Consider the following 19,774-nt stretch of genomic DNA (forward strand, 5'->3'; position numbering starts at 1 on the left):
GAATCCCTCTTTTGTGCTATAATAAAGAATAAGAATATAGTCATTAGGAAGAGAAGAAGCGAGGTGTGCCATGTCCTATATCCAAGTAAAGAATTCGTCAAAATACTACCAAATGGGGGATGCGACCATTGTGGCAAATAACGGTGTGTCCTTTGAGATTGAGCAGGGGGAGCTGGTCATCATTCTGGGTTCATCTGGTGCTGGAAAATCCACTCTGCTCAATATCTTAGGTGGCATGGATAGCAATGACGAGGGGGAGGTTTGGATTGACGGTGTGGATATTGCCAAGCTGTCCAGCCATGAATTGACCAACTATCGTAGAGATGATGTAGGTTTTGTCTTTCAATTTTATAACTTGGTTGCCAATCTGACCGCCAAGGAAAATGTGGAACTGGCTGCGGAAATCGTCAAGGATGCCTTGGATGCTGAGGAGGTCTTGGAAGAGGTCGGACTCGGTCACCGTATCAATAATTTCCCTGCTCAGCTTTCAGGCGGTGAACAACAACGTGTGGCCATTGCCCGTGCCGTTGCTAAAAAGCCTAAAATTTTGCTTTGCGATGAACCAACTGGCGCTCTGGACTACCAAACAGGTAAGCAGGTCTTGCAAATCCTGCAAGATATGTCCCGCACACAAGGGGCAACGGTGATTATCGTGACCCACAATAGCTCTCTGGCACCTATTGCAGATAGGGTCATTCGGATGCGGGATGCCCGTGTGCATTCTGTTGAACTGAATGCAGAACCGCAGGATATTGCTAGTCTAGAATATTAGTGGGTGATATGATGAAAAAGAAAATCTACTGGAAGGATATGAGGCAATCTCTGCTTTCTTCCAAGGGGCGTTTTTTGTCCATCTTTAGCCTGATGATGCTGGGAGCCCTGGCTCTGACAGGTCTGAAAGTAACAGCTCCCAATATGGAAAAAACTGCCCAAACCTATATCTCTGACCATAGGACAATGGATTTGGCTGTCATTTCAGGTTTGGGTATCAGCCAGGCTGACCTGGACGAATTGGAAGCAATAAAAGGTGCGACAGTAGAGGCTGGCCATTTTAATGATGTAGTAGACAAGAAAAATCAAACGGCCGTTCGACTATTTTCAGAGCCAAAATCTATTTCAACCTATAAATTAGTAGAAGGTAAACTCCCGAGCAAGAAGGGCCAGATAGCTCTATCTCCCTCCCTACAAGCAAGTTACAAATTGGGTGACGCCTTTCAGGTGACTGAGCCAGATAAGGATGGGACTGTTTTGACCCAAACTACCTTTACAGTTGTTGGTTTTGTGGCTTCGTCAGAAATCTGGGACAATGAAACCATGGGACTGGCCACAAGTGGTGATGGGCAGTTGGCTGGTTATGGAGTTGTTGCGGAGGAGGTTTTTCAGTCTGATGTCTTTACCATAGCTAGAATTGTCTATGATGATTTGGCAAATTTACCTTACTACAGTCAGGCCTATCAAGAGAAATTGGACCAACATCAAGAAGACCTAGATAAGCTATTAGCAAACAACGATGAACAACGCTTGGCCAGCATTCAAGCAGAAGGGCAAACAGAGATTGCTAAGGGGGAAGAAGACATTGCCCAGGCTCAATCCCAGCTTGACCAAGCGGCAACAGACTTGGCGACTGGTCAGGAGCAGGTCGCAAGTGGTCGCAGTGAGTTTGCGCGTGGCAGGGCCAAACTAGTTCAATCGGAAATGGAATTGCGGACAGTACTGGCCCAATTGCTACAAACCAAGTTTCAATTAGAAGAAAGCAAGAAAGAATTGGATAGCCAGAAAGCCAAACTGGACCAAACTACTTCCTTTCTTGAAGGAATCCAGGAAGAACTGGACCAAGCAGTTCAGCGCTTAGATGCAGCAAAACTTGAACTGAATGCACAGAATGTGCGACTTAGTCAAACAGCTTCACAAATTTCAACTGGTCGTGCCAACTGGTACCAAAACCAACAAAGTTTAAATCAGCTGATTGCCAGTCAGGTTCAGGCTGGACAGACATTATCTGACTATCCTGACTTATTAGCTAGACAGGAAGCATTGGACGCAGAAAAAGCTCGTTTAGATCAGCTTGAAGCTAACTATGACCAAGCTCACCAATCCTATATCAATAACTATGACTACTACCAATCCAAGGTTATAGAATATGAAGCTAGTCTAGCTGATTATCAAACCTGGAATCAGGAATACCAGACTGGTTTGGCCCACTACCAATCAGGTCTATCCCAGTATGAACAAGGTCTGGCAGCCTATCAAAATGGCGTTTCAGATTATGAATGGGGTGTCAGTCAATTGGAATCTTCTGACTTGAAACTTCGTCAAGAAGAGTTGCGCTTGGAAGCGGCAGACAAGGAATTAGCCCAGGCCCAATCTCAATTGTCTGAAAAACAGGCAGAAGCCAATCAAGAAATCAGCCAAGCCAAAACAGAGATTGTCCAGGCCAAGTCCGACCTGAGCAAGCTGGAAAAATCACCTTATCAGATTTACACCAGGTCCAGTTTGCCAGGAGGCGATGGCTACACGACCTATAGCAATGCGACCAAGTCCATCGCAGCAGTAGGCAATGTCTTCCCGGTTGTTCTCTATCTAGTCGCTGCTCTGGTCACCTTTACCACCATGGCTCGTTTTGTCGATGAAGAGCGGACCCAGTCAGGCATTTTCAAGGCCCTTGGCTATACCAATAGGCAAATCATGGCCAAATTCATTTTGTATGGACTAGCAGCTGGCCTAGTTGGTACTCTTGTCGGTATTCTAGCGGGAAATCTTGTCCTATCACCTTTGATTTCAAGTATTATTACGCAGACGACGGTGATTGGACCTGCCAAGCTACACTTTTATCCCTTCTGGACTGGTTTAGCCGTGCTCCTATCATTGATTTCCTCCGTTTTGCCCGCCTATCTGGTGGCCCAGAGAGAATTGACCGAGAAACCGGCTCAATTACTCCTTCCCAAACCTCCAGCAGCAGGTTCTAGCATTTGGCTGGAAAAGTGGACAGCCATCTGGTCCCGCCTGAGCTTCACCCACAAGGTGACTGCCCGCAATATCTTCCGTTACAAGCTCCGCATGCTCATGACCATCTTCGGTGTAGCAGGGACAGTCGCTCTCCTCTTTGGCGGTCTAGGTATTCGCTCCTCCATCTCAGGGGTTGTCCAACGGCAGTTTGGGGAACTCATTCATTATGATCTGTTGGTAGTAGAAAATAGCAGAGCAGATGAGGAGGACTTAGACAAATTAACAGCCTTTCTCCAGTCGGACCAGGTTGGTCAATCCTTGCCAGTGGCTTTTGAACAGCTCAGTCAAACAGTGGAAACTAGTGGCCAGAGAAAAAATATTTCCATTGGACTGTATATTTCAGACCGTCAGGATTTGGGAAATCTAGTCAGTCTTGAAAATTCTTCTGGTAAAGCTATCCAGCTGAGTGGCAGGGGCATTGTCCTCACGGAAAAACTAGCCCAAATCTACGGTGTTAGTGTCGGGGATAAAATAGGACTTACTCTGGAAGACAAGGAAGTGCAGGTCAGAGTCGCAGCTATTGCTGATATGTACGCCGGGCACTTCATCTATATGACCAGAGGCTATTATGAGCAAGTGACTGGCAAGCAAAAGACAGCCAATGCCTATCTGGTGCAACTGAAAAATGATAAGACCAGCCATGTCCAGAAGCTTGCTAGCCAGCTACTAGCCATGCCAGCAGTCAAAAGTCTGGTGCAAAATACCTCACTTATGGCTATGCTGACCACTATTGCAGGATCTCTACAAACCATAATGACCATTCTGGTCCTTCTGTCAATCTTGCTTGGACTGGTTATTCTCTATAATCTCACCATCATCAACATGTCCGAGCGGATTCGAGAATTATCCACTATTAAAGTTTTAGGCTTCCATAATCGGGAGGTGACCATGTATATCTATCGGGAAACCATTGTCCTGTCTATAATCGGAATTGTGGTTGGACTAATAGGCGGTACCAATCTGCACAGGTTGCTCCTTGAAATGATTGGGTCTGATAGCATTCGATTTAATCCCGCTGTCGGACTGGAAGTTTATATCATTCCAGTGGTGGCTATTATCGGCATTCTGGCAGTCCTTGGTATCTACGTCAACCATCATCTGAGAAAGGTGGATATGCTAGAAGCTCTAAAATCAGTTGAGTAAGGTATATTGCAAGGAAAAATCCTAGTCACTGACTAGGATTTTCTTTGCTATTCCAGCCCTCCACCACCCACAAATCTTCCGCATCCATGCTATAATAGACCTATGAAAAAAAATAAGTTATTACTCATTGATGGCTCTTCCGTAGCCTTCCGTGCTTTCTTTGCACTTTATAATCAAATCGACCGTTTCAAAAATGCCAATGGTCTGCATACCAATGCCATTTACGGCTTTAATCTGATGTTGGACCACATGATGAAGCGGATTGAACCGACCCACATTCTCGTGGCCTTTGACGCTGGCAAGACCACCTTCCGTACTGAGATGTACGCCGATTACAAGGCAGGTCGGGCCAAGACTCCAGACGAGTTCCGAGAGCAGTTCCCCTTCATTCGTCAGATGTTGGATGCCATGGGGGTTAAGCACTATGAGCTAGCTCAGTACGAGGCAGACGATATTATCGGTACCTTGGACAAAATGGCAGAGCGGACAGACATTCCCTTCGATGTGACCATTGTCAGCGGTGATAAGGACTTGATCCAGCTGACAGACGAAAACACCGTCGTTGAGATTTCTAAGAAAGGCGTAGCCGAATTCGAAGAATTTACCCCAGCCTACCTCATGGAAAAAATGGGTATCACCCCCGCTCAGTTTATTGACCTCAAGGCACTCATGGGTGATAAGTCCGATAACATCCCTGGCGTAACCAAAATCGGTGAAAAAACAGGCCTCAAACTCCTGATAGAACATGGCTCCCTAGACGGCATTTATGAAAACATCGATAGCATGAAGGCTTCCAAGATGAAGGAAAACCTGATTGCTGATAAGGAACAGGCCTTCCTATCGCGCACTCTTGCGACCATCGACACTAATGCACCTATTGAAATCGGACTGGATGACCTTATCTACGAGGGACCAAAAGTCGAAGAACTAGGACAATTCTACGATGATATGGGCTTCAAGCAGTTGCGAGCTCAGTTGGGAACCAGCGCTGAGGCAGAACTTCCTGCAGTAGAGTTCCAAACGGTCACCGAATTGACTGAGGGCATGCTGCACGCAGATCAATTTTTCTATTTTGAAATCTTGGGTGAGAACTACCACCGTGAAGATCTGGTGGGACTAGCTTGGGGTGACAAAGAGCAGATTTATGTTGGGGGACCAGAACTCCTCGACAGCCCAATCTTGCGTGACTTCTTAGAAAATCAACCTGTTAAAACCTATGATTTTAAACGTGGAAAAGTCCTCCTAGCTCGTCAGGGCATTGACTTGCTATTAGCGAGTTTTGACAGCCGTTTGGCAAAGTATCTCCTGTCAACAGTCGAGGACAACGCCATCACAACCATTGCCAACCTCTATGGTCAGACCCGTGTGGTTCCAGATGAGGTGGTCTATGGCAAGGGAGCAAAATTGGCACTTCCAGAGCGAGCAGAATTCTTCCCCCACCTTGCCAAGAAGCTTCAAGTCCTTATTGAAACAGAAGCGGTCATGTTGGAAAAACTGGAAGAAAATCAGCAAATTTCCCTGCTCTTTGATATGGAATTGCCTCTGGCAAATGTCCTAGCTAAGATGGAAATCACAGGGATTAAGGTTCAAAAAGAAACTTTACAAACCATGCAGGCTGAAAATGAAGTTTTGATTGAACAACTGACCAAGGAAATTTACGAGCTGGCTGGTCAGGAATTCAATATCAACTCGCCAAAACAACTTGGCATCATCCTATTTGAAGACATGGGCTTGCCTTTGGAATATACCAAGAAAACCAAGACAGGCTACTCAACAGCAGTGGATGTCTTGGAACGTCTGGCACCAATTGCCCCAGTGGTTTCTAAGATTTTGGACTATCGCCAGATTACCAAGCTCCAATCGACCTACGTTATCGGTTTGCAGGATGCGATTTTGGAAGACGGCAAGATCCATACCCGATATGTGCAGGACTTGACACAGACCGGTCGTCTGTCCTCAACAGATCCTAATCTGCAAAACATCCCAGTCCGATTGGAACAAGGTCGCTTGATTCGTAAGGCTTTTGTGCCGTCGCTTGAGAACAGTGTACTCTTGGCATCGGATTATTCGCAGATTGAACTGCGGGTCTTGGCACATATCTCAAAGGACGAGCATTTAATTGAAGCCTTCCAAAAAGGTGTGGACATTCATACCTCGACAGCCATGCGGGTCTTCGGTATTGAAAAAGCAGAAGATGTGACAGCTAATGACCGCCGCAATGCCAAGGCAGTCAACTTTGGAGTGGTTTACGGTATCTCAGACTTTGGCTTGTCCAACAACTTGGGCATTACTCGTAAGGAAGCCAAGGACTATATTGATACCTATTTTGAACGTTTCCCAGGTATCAAGAACTACATGGAAACCATTGTCCGTGAAGCCAGAGATAAGGGCTTTGTAGAAACCATCTACAAGCGCCGTCGTGAATTGCCAGAGATTAACTCACGTAATTTCAATGTCCGTAATTTTGCGGAACGGACTGCCATCAACTCCCCAATCCAAGGCTCTGCTGCCGATATTCTCAAGGTAGCCATGATCAACTTGGACAAGGAAATTGAAGAAGCCGGCCTGTCAACGCGCATGCTCCTTCAGGTACACGATGAGATTGTGCTTGAAGTACCAAGAGCAGAATTGGAAACAGTTAAAGCCCTCGTAAAAGAAACCATGGAGTCAGCCATCGCCTTGTCAGTCCCATTGATTGCCGATGAAAATGATGGCCAGACTTGGTACGAAGCCAAATAGAAAGGAATGACATGAAGAAAACTCTAGTTTGTATTGGATTGTTTAGCTTGTTCCTTGCAGGTTGTGGAGAAAAAAAAGAAAATACGGGAACAAATCCGTCAGGAGCTGATTTTTCAACACAATTACCTATTTTAAAAGAAAAACAAGATACAAGCAACGAAACCATGAATGTTCTTGCTAACGCTCCTGTCGTAGTTGTGAATGCTAACCCACCATCAGATCCAGCCCAAAAAGGTCATAAGATCCATGCTGCAAACAATGGTGTTGCAGAAAAGGATGAGGCTGGCAATATTAAGGAATATTTCCGTTACTATGATGTGCCGGCAACTTGGACAATTAACGCTGAGAACACGGAAGATGAAACGATTGCAGCCGTCTATGATGTAAAGACCAATTCTAGTAACTTTATGGTTCAGCTGTATAATATCAATGCATTTAATACATCACCTCTTGAAGAAGGCCGTAATATGACACCAGAAGAGCTGGAGGCTCGTATGGCTGAAACCAACCATTCTTTTATTGAAAAGACAATTGTCACCATAAACAACCAAGAATGGCAGGTCGGTCGTCAAATTATGAAGGATCAAAAAATGGCTCGCATTACCTTCTACCGTATGGAATCAACAGGTGCCTATGATGATTCAGTTGTCGTTGGTTCCATCTATTACTCCTTAGATCCAGGTATGGACAAGGACCGTACCAACCTTAAGAAAACAATTGGCGAGCTCAAGGACGTTCTGTACAATATTTCTAAGAAGTAAAGTTAGTTAGAATGAGGTAGCAGATGGTAGACTGGTTGAAGACTAGAACCTATGGTCAGCAATTTTGGGTTGGATTTTCCTTTTGTCTATTAGGTATGGTATTAGCCTGGGTTACTAAAATTAATTACCTGGTCAATCTTGGCTGTGCCTCCTATGCTGTCTTGATGTTTGTATTTCCAAAACTACCCAATCGGACACGGCTGACAGAAAAGGAAGGGAAGACCATTCGCTTGGTGGCAATCCTTGCACTTGTTTTATTTCTATTTATCTTTCGATTTGATGTATCCTAAAGGAGAAAGCTATGACCTATTCATTTCAAAATCCTAGTCAAGCTGTTATTTTTGACTACTTGAAACAATCTAAAACCATTGCGGTAGTTGGTTTATCTGGCAGGGAAGAAACTGCAGCCTATCGGGTATCCAAGCTTATGCAAGAAGCAGGCTACAAGATTATTCCTGTCAATCCAAGGGCAGTAGGCGAGACCATCCTAGGAGAGCAGGTCTATGCTAACCTCTTGGAAATCGACCAACCTGTAGATATTGTCAATGTTTTTCGTCGGAGTGAGTTTCTGGCAGATGTGGCGCGTGAATTTGTTCAAACAGATGCGAAAATCTTCTGGGCTCAACTCGGTTTAGAAAGCCAAGAAGCAGAAGACGTTCTTCGTCAAGCAGGTCGCAATGACATTGTCATGAACAAGTGTATCAAGATTGAATATTTAGAGATGCAGGAAGTGTAAGAGAAGAAAGTTGGAGGTTCTGTGATGAAATTGACTATGAAATATATAAGATGTTTGGGATTATCTACCTTCATGTTGGTCAGCTTACTAGCCTGTTCTAGCCAGACTAGGTTTGTAGATACTACCTCTTCAACTACTAGCAGTTCTACTAAAATCAGTTCCTCAACCAGCACTTCAACGAACTCGACCAGCTCATCAACCACAAGTTCAACGACAAGTTCAGCGACAAGCACCAGTCCTAGTAGCAGCTTAGTTACTGAAAGCTCTAGTCAAACCCAAACCAGTCAATCTGAGGAAAGTAGTCAAGCAGCTCCTCCTAGCCAATCCACTCTTCACCCCAATTATCAAGCAATCTTAAATACCTATAGCAAGTGGATAAGAGTGTTGAGAAGTGGCGGAACCTTTGATGATCCGACGGTGGAAGAGGGCTACCTAAAAAATATCGACCCCTCTGTTGCATTTTATTATGCCTTACACGATATTGATGGAAATGGTCAGTTAGAACTCTTACTTGCGACTGGTGGAGAGCAGATGTTTGTCTTTTCTATCTGGGGAAATGAAACCTACCCAACTCGCTTGGTTTCTTCCGAAAATGTTCGAGTATATGTAGATGTTTTTGATAATGGTCTAATCAGCAGCTTCTTTTTAGACGGCTATCGACCAGAAAGTCATGGAACCATCTATCGCTTGGCTACTGATGGAAGTCAGGCCTATACTGTTGGCACTTTTCGCTTAGATGCTCAAACAGGTCAAGTTACTTCTGATGGACCAGAAGTCCTGCCAGATAGGAATACGGCTATTCAAGATGTTTTGGATTGGCAATTATTGCAATAAGAAATAGGCTCCAGAATTTTCTGGGCCTTTTCTTAAAGCTTTCTTAAAACATTTTTAAAATAGCTATAATTGGGGATTTTTTTCTTGCCTTTCCAACTTTTAGCATGCTATAATTGGAAATCACTATTTGAAAATTTATTGAAAATAGTATTCTTACATAGAATTGAGGAAATCATGAAGAAAAAATTAACAGCAGCTCTTATCGCCCTTCTAGCCTTGGCCGCAGCAGCCTATAACGCTTTCTTGCTCTTTTTCCAGACGGATACAGCAACAGAAACCACTACCAGCAGCTCTAGTCAGCTTGCAAGTAGCTCTAGTCAAGTCAGCTCAAGCAGTCAAGCAGCAGGGACAAGTGAAGCAAGCTCTAGCCAATCCACAGGCTTGACAGATGGTACCTATACAGGTGCAGTAACATCAACCAACCGCGGTGACTACCAGGTGCAATTAACTGTTTCAGGCGGAAATATCAGCGACGTAACTATCTTGCAGTATCCAAATGATAACCCTGAATCGCAAGAAATCAATGACGGTGCCCTACCGACCTATATTGCAGAAGCTATTTCCAATCAATCAGCTCAAGTCAACCAGATTTCAGGAGCAACTGAAGCCTATAAAGGTTTTACAGGTTCCTTGCAAGATGCCCTTCACCAAGCCTCATGAAAAAAATCATCAACAGGACAGTTGAGGCGATGACCCTGCCCTTTACCATTAGTCTGGCAACAGCCCAAGCAAGCCAATTGGAAGATGAGTTGGAAAGTCTAAGTTTGGAAATACTGGCTGAGCTAGAACGCTTGGAAGAAAAATTTTCAGCCTTTCGTCCAAGTTCCTTGGTATGTCGTTTTCAAGACGGAGATAGGTCAGTTTTGTTAGACCAGGAATTTCAGGAAGTCTTTTCCCTAGCAGAAATGGCTCATCAAGAAACAGACGGTGCCTTTGACCCCTACTATAAAGGGAGCTATGATCCAACTGGTCTGGTCAAGGGCTGGGTGATTGAAAAAATCTTTCAAAATAAACTCCTATCCTACCTTCAACACCCCGATGTTGAAGCAGTTTGCTTAAATGGGGGAGGAGATATGCAGTTCGCTACCAAGGAAGCAAGTAGTTTCGTCTGGAAGATTGGCATTGAAAATCCTGATAATCTACAGGAAATCCTTGCCGTATTTACAGCCAAGAATGGAGCAATTGCCACATCTGGCTACAGCAAGCGAGGACAGCATATCCAATCCAAGAATGACCTCCAACAAATAACCTTTATGGACACCAGTCTGACAAGAGCAGATGTCTGGGCCACAGCTGGATTAAGTATGCCAGAAAATACATTGCTTGATGCTATTGCCCATCACCAACTTAGTGGCTTGTATATCAAGCCGCAACAGCTACATTTTTTTCAAAAAGGAGAATTAGTGCGTGATTAAGAAAAATAACTATGCTTTAGGATTGGCCTGGATGGTGGCTTTATTCATCCTACCCTTTCCATTTATTTATACCTTCGTAACTGGTCTACCGGCAGGTTTTGGTCAAATGAAGGTCAGCATCGCCTTGGGTATCGTGGCTTATGTCTGGATGCTCTTAGCGATTTACATTGGAACCAAACCTAAGTGGCTAGATCGGTTGATTGGCCTGCCAGCAGCCTATATGATTCACGGCATTCTTAGCCTGGTGGCCATATACTTCTCCTTCATGCATAAGAACCTGTTACCATCTTATGGCTTGATTGAGCAGACTGGTAATATCGCCTTTCTCATCTTCCTGTCCTTAGCCATTTATTCAATGGTCTTCATGGCGGGTTGGTTAACATCTAGAATTCGTTTCCTTGCCACTCTAAAACGTAAATTGGAAACAACTTTCAAGCACGAAGTATCTGTATGGCTCCATCGCTTGAACTTGTTGGCGACCTTTTTGATTTTTGTCCATGTTCAGTTGATTGATTATATTCGGGCAAATACTAGCTTTATGGCGGTCTTCTACTTAGCTTCTGGCTTTGTATTCCTGTCATATCTCTGGGCCAAATTCAAGCCAAATGCAAAAGGCTACACGGCTAAATTAGTCGAAAATCGTGAAATTGCTGACAATATTCACGAATTACAAATTCAATTACCTAAAGGCAAGGCTACTAAATTGAGAGCGGGTGACTTCGTCTTTATCTCCTTCCCAGGTGTTAAGGGCTTGGCTGAGCCCCATCCCTTCTCCCTTGTAAATGCCCCTGATGCACATGATCAGATTACACTGGCTATTCGTGGAGATGGGGACTTTACCCGTACCTTACAAACTGTTGCAGCTCCAGCTCGTATTCGAGTGGACGGTGGCTACGGTATGTTCCAAACGGTAGTAGAAGATCAGCAACCCAAAAATATTATCATGATTTCAGGTGGTATTGGTATTACACCTTTGTTGTCGCTAATTGATAAGTTCCCAACAATTGATACAACAGTCTTTCATGGTGCAACTACTGAAGCGGCCCTGATTTATGAAGAAAAATTCAAATCCTGGGAAGCCGAGAGAGAGAATTTCAAGGCAGTCCGAAAAATCGGTGCCTTTGAAGAAGCAGAAGTTTTGTCCGCATTGCCTCATGACTTTGATGACTTGACAGTCTTAGTGTCAGGCCCACCAGTCATGGCTCGTTATTGGATCAAGACCTTGGCAAAAAATGGGGTTCCAAAAACACAAATTTTCTATGAGGAATTTGGTTGGTAAGTTTATCTTGCCTTCTCATTAGAAAGTCTTATATATTGTAAAGTCGGTTTCTCAAGGGAACTGACTTTTTTAATGCACACAAAAAAGCCCTGCCTGAGAGGCTGGACCTAGGAAATTCTATGAAAGAGGAATGTTAGAATTGGAATAAGCTACTACACATGGCGTAAAAAATAGAAAGGAAGAAACCTATTTCAATTCTAAAGATGTAAGAATATACACTTACCATTCCTCAGTTGATAGCATAACATAAAACTATATAGAATTCCAATATTTTTACCTTTTTTTTTAAAAAATTATCGACACAAATTCATGAAAAGCCTATTTTATGCATATTTTGAATAATAGAAAAGAAGTTGATGGTGGTCAACTTCTTTTCTATCCCTGTTTATAAACTATCTCTTTAGAGAACTTCGTACTTGTGTCCCTCCAAAAGAAATGCATATTTTATAAAAAATAGGTTGTGTTATCGTTAGATTATTCATAAACGTAGTTCATTTTTTGGGCCTGATCATCTAAAATTCCTTCGTGGAAGTAAGATTGGGCTAAATAGTGGTAGGGCCAGACATATAGGCCGGCTAGGCCAAAGGTGATGACGATAAGCGCAAACCAACCGATAAAGGACAAATCCAATACAAAACGCTTGAACTTGTATCCTTTCATCAATTTTCTACTGGCCTTGATAATGGAAAAGGCTCCAGTGTATTCCTCCCGCTCCAACTGTTCGAATAGGATAAATTCAACTTGAGAGTAGGCATAAATTTGCGGAATATAGATAGCAAGTCCAATGATGGTCAGGAACATACCGCTAATAAGTAAAATCCCCAGTAAGGCTAGAAGATCTTGAGGAAGGAGATTTGGGTCGGTCGAACCTGTTGATAGAATGATTGTAGCGGTGACGGTGGTGCTACCAATAATTAAACCAAGCCCAAGATAGAAGATCAAGCCCCACAGGAAGAGAAGGAAACTCTTCAAAATATAGGTCTTGAACACCTTTCCAAAATCCTTATGTGAAAAAATGCTGATGCAGTCCTTAAATGACGTGACCTGTTTGATATTCTTTGTGACTTGAAATAAGGTCCAAAGGACAGATAGCTGAAGCAAGCCTAGTAATAAACCATAGAATAAAGGAAACAAGGAGGTAGACAAAAGGTAGCCCGGACTAACAATGTCTTCGGGTGTCAGGCCAACAAGACTATTGCGAGAAGCAGAGAATAATTGAACGATAACAGATAGAATAACGGGAACAGCTGCTACTTGATAGATACCATCTGTATGATGAATGGTCTGGCGAGCTTTTTCCCTAATCTCAAAAATTGTAAACATCTACATAACCTCCTTACTCAACATTGTAACATAATTCTAAGTGACAAGAAAGTATTTTTTTGATAGACTGGAATATGCTGTGGAAATTGGTTGTTTTTTGTAAAATTGACTAATTGGCCATGCAAGATTAAATTCCTAGGACTGTTTTTCCTAGTTGGAGGTAAGCATGACAGATCTACCAATCAAGTACCGCTTGATTAAGAAAGAAAAGCACACAGGTGCTCGTTTAGGGGAGATTATCACCCCTCACGGCACCTTCCCAACCCCAATGTTTATGCCCGTAGGGACCCAGGCAACCGTTAAAACCATGTCGCCTGAAGAATTGAAGGAAATGGGCTCAGGCATTATCCTATCCAACACCTATCACCTTTGGCTCCGTCCAGGTGACGAGCTGATTGCTCAGGCAGGTGGCTTGCATAAGTTTATGAACTGGGACCAGCCTATCCTGACCGACTCAGGTGGTTTCCAGGTTTATTCCTTGGCGGATAGCCGCAATATCTCAGAAGAAGGGGTGACCTTCAAGAACCACCTCAACGGCAGCAAGATGTTCCTGTCACCTGAAAAGGCCATTTCCATTCAAAACAATCTTGGCTCAGACATCATGATGAGCTTTGATGAGTGTCCACAGTTTTACCAGCCTTATGATTATGTAAAAAAATCCATCGAAAGAACAAGCCGTTGGGCAGAACGTGGGCTCAAGGCCCACCGACGTCCGCATGACCAGGGATTATTTGGAATCGTGCAAGGGGCTGGCTTTGAAGACCTCCGTCGTCAGTCTGCTCAGGACCTGGTCAGCATGGATTTTCCAGGCTACTCTATCGGTGGTCTGGCTGTTGGTGAAACCCATGACGAAATGAATGCGGTATTGGACTTCACGACGCCATTGTTACCTGAGAACAAGCCACGCTACCTCATGGGAGTTGGAGCGCCAGACAGTTTGATTGATGGTGTCATCCGTGGTGTCGATATGTTTGACTGTGTTTTGCCAACCCGTATCGCCCGTAACGGCACCTGCATGACTAGCCAAGGTCGCTTGGTAGTGAAAAATGCCCAGTTTGCAGAAGACTTTACACCGCTTGATCCAAACTGTGATTGCTACACATGTAAAAACTACACTCGTGCCTATCTCCGTCACTTGCTCAAGGCAGATGAAACCTTTGGTATCCGTTTGACCAGCTACCACAACCTCTTCTTCCTAATCAACCTGATGAAAAATGTCCGTCAGGCCATCATGGATGATAACCTGCTAGAGTTCCGTCAAGACTTTATGGAACGGTACGGCTATGGGAAGAATGGACGAAATTTTTAATCAAGTATGAAAGTAATTCTTAAAAGAGCAGGTCTGATATTAGGGACTCTGTTGGTATCGATGAGTCTCCCCTTCACATTTTGGCTCCTTTATCTAGTCGAAAACTGGCTAATTTTACTCCTTATTATTGCTGCGGTAGTTGGAAATGCCTTGATTTATATATTTTTATATCACTGTTGGTCCAAAGGTATTTATGTCATTTTTTTCATTCTGGCATCTGGCTATTTATATATGATGTACTTGAGTAATAGAGCTGAGATAGGAGATGCAACTAGTATAGCTATTTATGGGCTTGCTTTCGTAATAACACCACTTATCATCAATATTATTGCTATTCTTGTTATTCTCATGCTCCATGCTTTTCGACTGTTAATAAGTTTTCTTAAAAAATAGGTAAGTAAATAACCTCCTACAAAATCGTAGGAGGTTTGTTTTTTATCCTTCAAAATATAGGAGTTCTTTCGGCGTCTTGGTAAAGACTTCAAAGCCATTCTTGGTTACATAACCACAGTCTTCAATCCGGACACCGACTTTTCCAGGAATATAGATACCAGGCTCAACAGAGAAGCACATGCCTTCTTCGATAACCAAGTCATTACCTTTCATGATGGATGGAAACTCGTGGACACTCATGCCCAAACCATGTCCAAGACGGTGGTTGAAGTAGTCGCCATAACCTGCTTTTTCAATGACTGAACGAGCAGCGTAGTCAATCTCACCTGCCGTCACACCAGGCTTGATCATATTGACCGCAGCCATGTGGGCTTCAAGAGTTAGGTTATAAATATCCTTTTTAAATTGGTCAGGTTGACCGACAGCTACTGTCCGTGTCATATCAGAGGTATAGCCCAAGGTTTCGACACCTAGGTCGAACAATAGCAGAGCGTTGTTTTCGATTTTATTTGTCGATGGAATACCGTGTGGGTTTGCAGCATTATTACCTGTCAAGACCATGGTATCAAAACTCATCTTGGAAATGCCTTGTTTTTTCATCTCAAATTCAATCTGAGCAATGATGTCTGTTTCCGTCACATCGAGGGAGATATTGTCAAAACCAACCTGCATGGCCTTGTCCGCAAACTCACCAGCCACCAACATCTTTTCAATCTCATCACGGGACTTGATCAATTTCATGGTATTGATAAGCGGAGTAATGTCCGTAAAGGCTTGATTGAAAATGGACTGCAAACCGTGGTAACGGGTCAGGTTCAAATTGTCAAACTCAGCACCGATGGCAGAGAATGTTTTCTGCGGTAGCTTGCTCTTGATAACCTTCCAAGGATTTTCAGAATCCATATAGCCAGCTACAGGGAAGTCAACGGTCGCTACTGCACGCTCCACATCCAAGGCTGGAAGGAAGAGGAGGGGGTCGTGGTCGGGCATGACAAAGAGCATCATGTGGCGTTCGTGTGGATCACTGTGGTAGCCAGTCAGGTAGTAGATACTGACTGGATCTGAAAAGATAGCCAGGTCCAATTTGTTGGTTTCAAGGTAGGATGTTACATGATTGAGTTTTGACATAGGATGAACCTCTCTGATGTTAGTAAATTGAAATGAAATTTTCGTTTATTATATGGACTATTGTTTCAAAAAATGAAAAAAATTGCAAGTATTATCAAAAAAATCCCCGTTTTCTCTTGAAAGTGGTTTCAAAAAGTGATACACTAGAATTGGATGAAAGCGTAATTTTCATAAAATAGAAAAGAAAAAGAAAGGAAGTAACGTCTATGATGAATACTGATGATACGGTAACGATTTATGACGTGGCCCGTGAAGCAGGCGTATCCATGGCAACAGTATCGCGTGTTGTGAATGGGAATAAAAATGTCAAGGAAAATACTCGTAAGAAAGTATTGGAAGTGATTGACCGCTTGGACTATCGTCCAAATGCGGTAGCTAGGGGATTAGCAAGTAAGAAAACGACAACAGTGGGGGTTGTCATTCCAAATATTGCTAATGCTTATTTTGCGACCTTGGCTAAAGGGATTGATGATATTGCGGATATGTATAAGTACAATATTGTCCTTGCCAATAGCGATGAAAATGATGAGAAGGAGATTAACGTAGTCAATACCCTCTTCTCTAAACAGGTGGATGGTATCATTTTCATGGGCTATCATTTGACAGACAAGATTCGTGCTGAGTTTTCACGTTCTCGGACACCGATCGTTTTAGCAGGTACAGTGGATTTAGAACACCAGTTGCCAAGTGTCAACATTGACTATGCAGCGGCGAGTGCGGATGCTGTCCATCTTCTTGCTAAAAACAACAAGAAAATAGCCTTTGTATCAGGTCCACTTGTGGACGACATCAATGGTAAGGTTCGTCTAGCTGGCTACAAGCAAGGCTTGAAGGACAATGGCATTGAGTTTAATGAAGGTCTGGTCTTTGAGTCTAAGTACAAGTATGAGGAAGGCTATGCCCTAGCAGAGCGGATCTTAAATGCAGGAGCAACAGCTGCCTATGTTGCTGAAGATGAGATTGCAGCAGGTTTGTTAAATGGTATTAGTGATAAGGGAATTAAGGTACCAGAGGAATTTGAAATTGTGACTAGTGATGATTCTTTGGTTACAAAATTCACCAGTCCAAATCTAACCTCTATCAACCAGCCACTCTATGATATTGGTGCCATTGCTATGCGGATGTTGACCAAAATCATGCACAAGGAAGACTTGGATAACCGCGAAGTTATTCTTAACCACGGTATTAAAATCCGTAAGTCTACCAAGTAATAGCTACAAAAAAAGACCATCATGCTTGATGTTGAGGCCAAGTCCAAGGCATCTAAGCTGATGGTCTTTTTATAAATCCTTGGTTTTGGATAGGAAAAATGGTCAAAAAGGGATATAATATAGAGTATGAAGGTTTTATTGTATCTTGAAGGAAAAACAGTTTTAGAAAAATCGGGTATCGGTCGGGCCCTTCATCATCAGATGGAGGCCTTGGATATGGCTGGTATTCCCTATACGACCGATTTATTGGGGGACTATGATGTGGTTCATATCAATACCTACGGTCCTCGCTCCTGGTTCTTGCTTCATGCAGCCAAGCGTCATGGGAAAAAGGTCATTTTACATGGGCATTCGACCAAGGAAGATTTCCAAAATTCCTTTATTGGATCCAATTTATTGGCTCCCTTGGTTGGGAAATACTTGGCTAGCATGTACCAGAAGGCTGACTTTATTATTACTCCCTCCACCTATTCAAAAAAGCTCATCCAGTCTTATGGAGTGACTACTCCGATTGTTGCAGTATCAAATGGAATTGATTTGGATAAGTATAAGAAAGACCCCCATAAGGAAGCTGTGTTTAGGGAGCATTTTGGCATTGAGGAAGGTCAGCCAGTAGTTGTCTGCGCAGGTCTTTACTTCCGACGTAAAGGGATTGAGGACTTTGTCAAGGTTGCAGAGAAGATGCCCCATGTCCGCTTTATTTGGCTGGGTTCTATCAATAAATGGATGATCCCGTCCTATATTCGCAAGATTGTAGAAGGTGACCATCCGGCTAATGTTGAGTTTCCTGGTTATTTTAAGGGGGCAGTTTTTCAGGGTGCAATGAGCGGAGCGGATGCCTTTTTCTTTCCTTCTCACGAAGAAACGGAAGGGATTGTAGTTCTGGAAGCTCTTGCCAGCCGCCAGCATGTCGTACTGCGAGATATTCCTGTCTATGAAGGCTGGATTGATGAAACCAGTGCAGAGTTGGGGCAAACGGTGGATGATTTCGTTGCCTCTATTCAAAAGATTTTAGATAAGCAAGTAGATAAACGAGAAGCGGGCTATCAAGTCGCCGTTAGTCGATCAATTGATCAAGTTGGTCATCAATTGGTAGAGGCCTATCGTCAAGTATTGGAGATGTAGATGAGGATTGGACTGTTTACGGATACCTATTTTCCACAGGTTTCAGGGGTTGCGACCTCTATTCGTACCTTAAAAACAGAGTTGGAGAAGCTAGGTCATACAGTATTTATTTTTACAACAACAGATGAGGATGTTAATCGCTATGAAGATTGGGATATTATTCGTATTCCCAGTGTTCCATTTTTTGCCTTTAAAGATAGGCGAGTGGCCTATGCAGGCTTTACAGACGCCTTGAAGATTGCTAGCCGGTACAAGCTAGATATTATTCATACCCATACAGAGTTCGCCTTGGGGATTTTGGGTAAGATGGTGGCTAGAGAACTAGGTATTCCAGTTGTCCATACCTACCATACCCAGTATGAAGATTATGTGCATTATATTGCTAAGGGGCGGATTATTCGTCCAGGCATGATTAAGTATTTTGTTCGGGCCTATTTGCGTGATTTAGATGGGGTTATCTGTCCTAGCGAAATTGTGGAAGATTTGTTGACCGGCTACGATATTCCGATTTCCAAACGGGTCATTCCTACTGGCATTGATTTGGCTAAGTTTGAACGACCAGAGATTTCAGAAGAGGATACGGCTGAATTGCGGTCACAACTGGGAATTGAGACCGATGAAACCATGTTGCTCAGTCTGTCACGGATTTCCCATGAAAAAAATATTCAGGCCATTATTCAGGCCATGCCGAAAATTCTTTCGGAAAATCCCAAGGTCAAATTGGTCATTGTTGGTGGTGGGCCCTATACAGCTGCTTTGGAGGACTTGATTGCTGAACTGGCTTTGGAAGAACATGTTCAGTTAACAGGGATGATTGCGCCAAGTGATACTGCTCTTTACTACAAGGCTGCAGATTTCTTTATCTCCGCCTCGACTAGTGAAACACAGGGCTTGACCTTCTTAGAAAGCCTGGCTTCAGGAACTCCGATTTTAGCCCATGTCAATCCCTATTTGAAGAATGTGGTAACGGATAAGATGTTTGGAACCCTCTTTGTTCGTGAGCAGGAATTGGCTGATGCAGTAGTAGAAGCCGTTGTTGCAACACCGCCAATGAATGCGCATGTTTTGAATAAGAAGTTATATGAAATTTCTTCAACAAATTTTGGTCGTCGTGTCTACGAATATTATTTAGATTTGAAAATTTCCTATGATTTCCGTAGGGAACACACCAATCAGGATACAGTAGCAGAAGCAATTTTGAAGGAAACCATTTACTTACCCCAAAAAATTGTTGTTAAGTCAACGGATACGACTGTGAAGATTTTGAAAAAATCTGTTGAGCAGGTCAAATCCATTCGGAATTTCTTTGACTGATTGGATGCTTGGGATAGTTTATTCTAAAGAGATTACCTGGGTAGCTCCATTCCTCATT

The 19,774-nt window shown here is 43.3% G+C and carries 16 protein-coding genes; 14 read left to right on the forward strand and 2 right to left on the reverse strand.

Translation table 11 applies throughout. The features are described 5' to 3' along the window. Positions 1–70: 70 nt before the first annotated feature. The 10 genes from C1G53_RS11715 to C1G53_RS11760 all read left to right on the forward strand — a co-directional run bounded on the left by C1G53_RS11715 (position 71) and on the right by C1G53_RS11760 (position 11,913). On the forward strand, positions 71–772 hold the full coding sequence (locus tag C1G53_RS11715) for an ABC transporter ATP-binding protein (RefSeq protein ID WP_105118751.1): 702 nt from the start codon (positions 71–73) through the stop codon (positions 770–772). Positions 773–783: 11 nt separating this feature from the next. Further along, positions 784–4,149, forward strand: coding sequence for an FtsX-like permease family protein (locus C1G53_RS11720; RefSeq protein ID WP_105118752.1), 3,366 nt, complete (start codon positions 784–786; stop codon positions 4,147–4,149). Positions 4,150–4,251: 102 nt separating this feature from the next. Beyond that, positions 4,252–6,888, forward strand: a complete 2,637-nt coding sequence (gene polA, locus C1G53_RS11725; protein ID WP_105118753.1) for a DNA polymerase I — start codon at positions 4,252–4,254, stop codon at positions 6,886–6,888. Between the two features lie 11 nt (positions 6,889–6,899). Beyond that, positions 6,900–7,649, forward strand: coding sequence for a glucose-6-phosphate isomerase (locus tag C1G53_RS11730; RefSeq protein WP_105118754.1), 750 nt, complete (start codon positions 6,900–6,902; stop codon positions 7,647–7,649). A gap of 23 nt (positions 7,650–7,672) precedes the next feature. After that, on the forward strand, positions 7,673–7,939 hold the full coding sequence (locus C1G53_RS11735) for a hypothetical protein (protein ID WP_105118755.1): 267 nt from the start codon (positions 7,673–7,675) through the stop codon (positions 7,937–7,939). A gap of 11 nt (positions 7,940–7,950) precedes the next feature. Beyond that, complete coding sequence (locus C1G53_RS11740) at positions 7,951–8,385, forward strand: CoA-binding protein (protein WP_105118756.1); 435 nt, start codon at positions 7,951–7,953, stop codon at positions 8,383–8,385. Positions 8,386–8,406: 21 nt separating this feature from the next. Continuing rightward, entirely contained in the window at positions 8,407–9,219 is an 813-nt protein-coding gene (locus C1G53_RS13025) for a hypothetical protein (protein WP_161941427.1), read from the forward strand. Between the two features lie 174 nt (positions 9,220–9,393). Beyond that, positions 9,394–9,879 carry an FMN-binding protein gene (locus C1G53_RS11750; RefSeq protein WP_105118758.1) on the forward strand — a complete coding sequence of 162 codons (486 nt, stop codon included), beginning with the start codon at positions 9,394–9,396 and terminating at the stop codon, positions 9,877–9,879. Continuing rightward, positions 9,876–10,634, forward strand: a complete 759-nt coding sequence (locus C1G53_RS11755) for an FAD:protein FMN transferase (protein WP_105118759.1) — start codon at positions 9,876–9,878, stop codon at positions 10,632–10,634. Before C1G53_RS11750 ends, C1G53_RS11755 begins: the two co-directional genes overlap by 4 nt. Beyond that, positions 10,627–11,913: an FAD-binding oxidoreductase gene (locus tag C1G53_RS11760; RefSeq protein WP_105118760.1), complete on the forward strand. Its 1,287-nt coding sequence runs from the start codon at positions 10,627–10,629 to the stop codon at positions 11,911–11,913. The genes C1G53_RS11755 and C1G53_RS11760 overlap by 8 nt, the downstream gene beginning before the upstream one ends. Before the next feature lie 474 nt (positions 11,914–12,387). Here C1G53_RS11760 and C1G53_RS11765 read toward each other — a convergent pair whose 3' ends face one another. Beyond that, positions 12,388–13,236: a DUF975 family protein gene (locus C1G53_RS11765; protein ID WP_105118761.1), complete on the reverse strand. Its 849-nt coding sequence runs from the start codon at positions 13,234–13,236 to the stop codon at positions 12,388–12,390. Between the two features lie 166 nt (positions 13,237–13,402). On the opposite strand from C1G53_RS11765, the gene tgt reads away from it, so the two are divergent. After that, entirely contained in the window at positions 13,403–14,545 is a 1,143-nt protein-coding gene (tgt, locus tag C1G53_RS11770; protein WP_105118762.1) for a tRNA guanosine(34) transglycosylase Tgt, read from the forward strand. A 435-nt stretch (positions 14,546–14,980) separates the two neighbouring features. Here the strand turns inward: tgt and C1G53_RS11780 are convergent, their stop codons facing one another. Further along, positions 14,981–16,066 (reverse strand): M24 family metallopeptidase, encoded by a 1,086-nt coding sequence (locus C1G53_RS11780; RefSeq protein WP_105118764.1) that lies wholly within the window; start codon positions 16,064–16,066, stop codon positions 14,981–14,983. 209 nt (positions 16,067–16,275) lie between these two features. Between C1G53_RS11780 and ccpA the strand changes: the two genes are divergently transcribed. The 3 genes from ccpA (at position 16,276) to C1G53_RS11795 (ending at position 19,716) form a co-directional block, all read left to right on the forward strand. Then, positions 16,276–17,277 carry a catabolite control protein A gene (ccpA, locus tag C1G53_RS11785; RefSeq protein ID WP_161941431.1) on the forward strand — a complete coding sequence of 334 codons (1,002 nt, stop codon included), beginning with the start codon at positions 16,276–16,278 and terminating at the stop codon, positions 17,275–17,277. Between the two features lie 126 nt (positions 17,278–17,403). After that, positions 17,404–18,402 (forward strand): glycosyltransferase family 4 protein, encoded by a 999-nt coding sequence (locus C1G53_RS11790; protein WP_105118766.1) that lies wholly within the window; start codon positions 17,404–17,406, stop codon positions 18,400–18,402. Next, positions 18,403–19,716 (forward strand): glycosyltransferase family 4 protein, encoded by a 1,314-nt coding sequence (locus tag C1G53_RS11795; protein ID WP_105118767.1) that lies wholly within the window; start codon positions 18,403–18,405, stop codon positions 19,714–19,716. Positions 19,717–19,774 lie beyond the last annotated feature (58 nt).

Origin of the sequence: Streptococcus suis, assembly GCF_002960445.1 — a bacterium.
GTDB lineage: Bacteria > Bacillota > Bacilli > Lactobacillales > Streptococcaceae > Streptococcus > Streptococcus hyiners.

Bases quoted from the DNA above. Each gene is read 5' to 3' on its own strand.
- C1G53_RS11715 (WP_105118751.1), top strand. From the start codon at position 71: ATGTCCTATATCCAAGTAAAGAATTCGTCAAAATACTACCAAATGGGG.
- C1G53_RS11720 (WP_105118752.1), top strand. From the start codon at position 784: ATGAAAAAGAAAATCTACTGGAAGGATATGAGGCAATCTCTGCTTTCT.
- polA (WP_105118753.1), top strand. From the start codon at position 4,252: ATGAAAAAAAATAAGTTATTACTCATTGATGGCTCTTCCGTAGCCTTC.
- C1G53_RS11730 (WP_105118754.1), top strand. From the start codon at position 6,900: ATGAAGAAAACTCTAGTTTGTATTGGATTGTTTAGCTTGTTCCTTGCA.
- C1G53_RS11735 (WP_105118755.1), top strand. From the start codon at position 7,673: ATGGTAGACTGGTTGAAGACTAGAACCTATGGTCAGCAATTTTGGGTT.
- C1G53_RS11740 (WP_105118756.1), top strand. From the start codon at position 7,951: ATGACCTATTCATTTCAAAATCCTAGTCAAGCTGTTATTTTTGACTAC.
- C1G53_RS11750 (WP_105118758.1), top strand. From the start codon at position 9,394: ATGAAGAAAAAATTAACAGCAGCTCTTATCGCCCTTCTAGCCTTGGCC.
- C1G53_RS11755 (WP_105118759.1), top strand. From the start codon at position 9,876: ATGAAAAAAATCATCAACAGGACAGTTGAGGCGATGACCCTGCCCTTT.
- C1G53_RS11765 (WP_105118761.1), bottom strand. From the start codon at position 13,236: ATGTTTACAATTTTTGAGATTAGGGAAAAAGCTCGCCAGACCATTCAT.
- tgt (WP_105118762.1), top strand. From the start codon at position 13,403: ATGACAGATCTACCAATCAAGTACCGCTTGATTAAGAAAGAAAAGCAC.
- C1G53_RS11780 (WP_105118764.1), bottom strand. From the start codon at position 16,066: ATGTCAAAACTCAATCATGTAACATCCTACCTTGAAACCAACAAATTG.
- ccpA (WP_161941431.1), top strand. From the start codon at position 16,276: ATGAATACTGATGATACGGTAACGATTTATGACGTGGCCCGTGAAGCA.
- C1G53_RS11790 (WP_105118766.1), top strand. From the start codon at position 17,404: ATGAAGGTTTTATTGTATCTTGAAGGAAAAACAGTTTTAGAAAAATCG.
- C1G53_RS11795 (WP_105118767.1), top strand. From the start codon at position 18,403: ATGAGGATTGGACTGTTTACGGATACCTATTTTCCACAGGTTTCAGGG.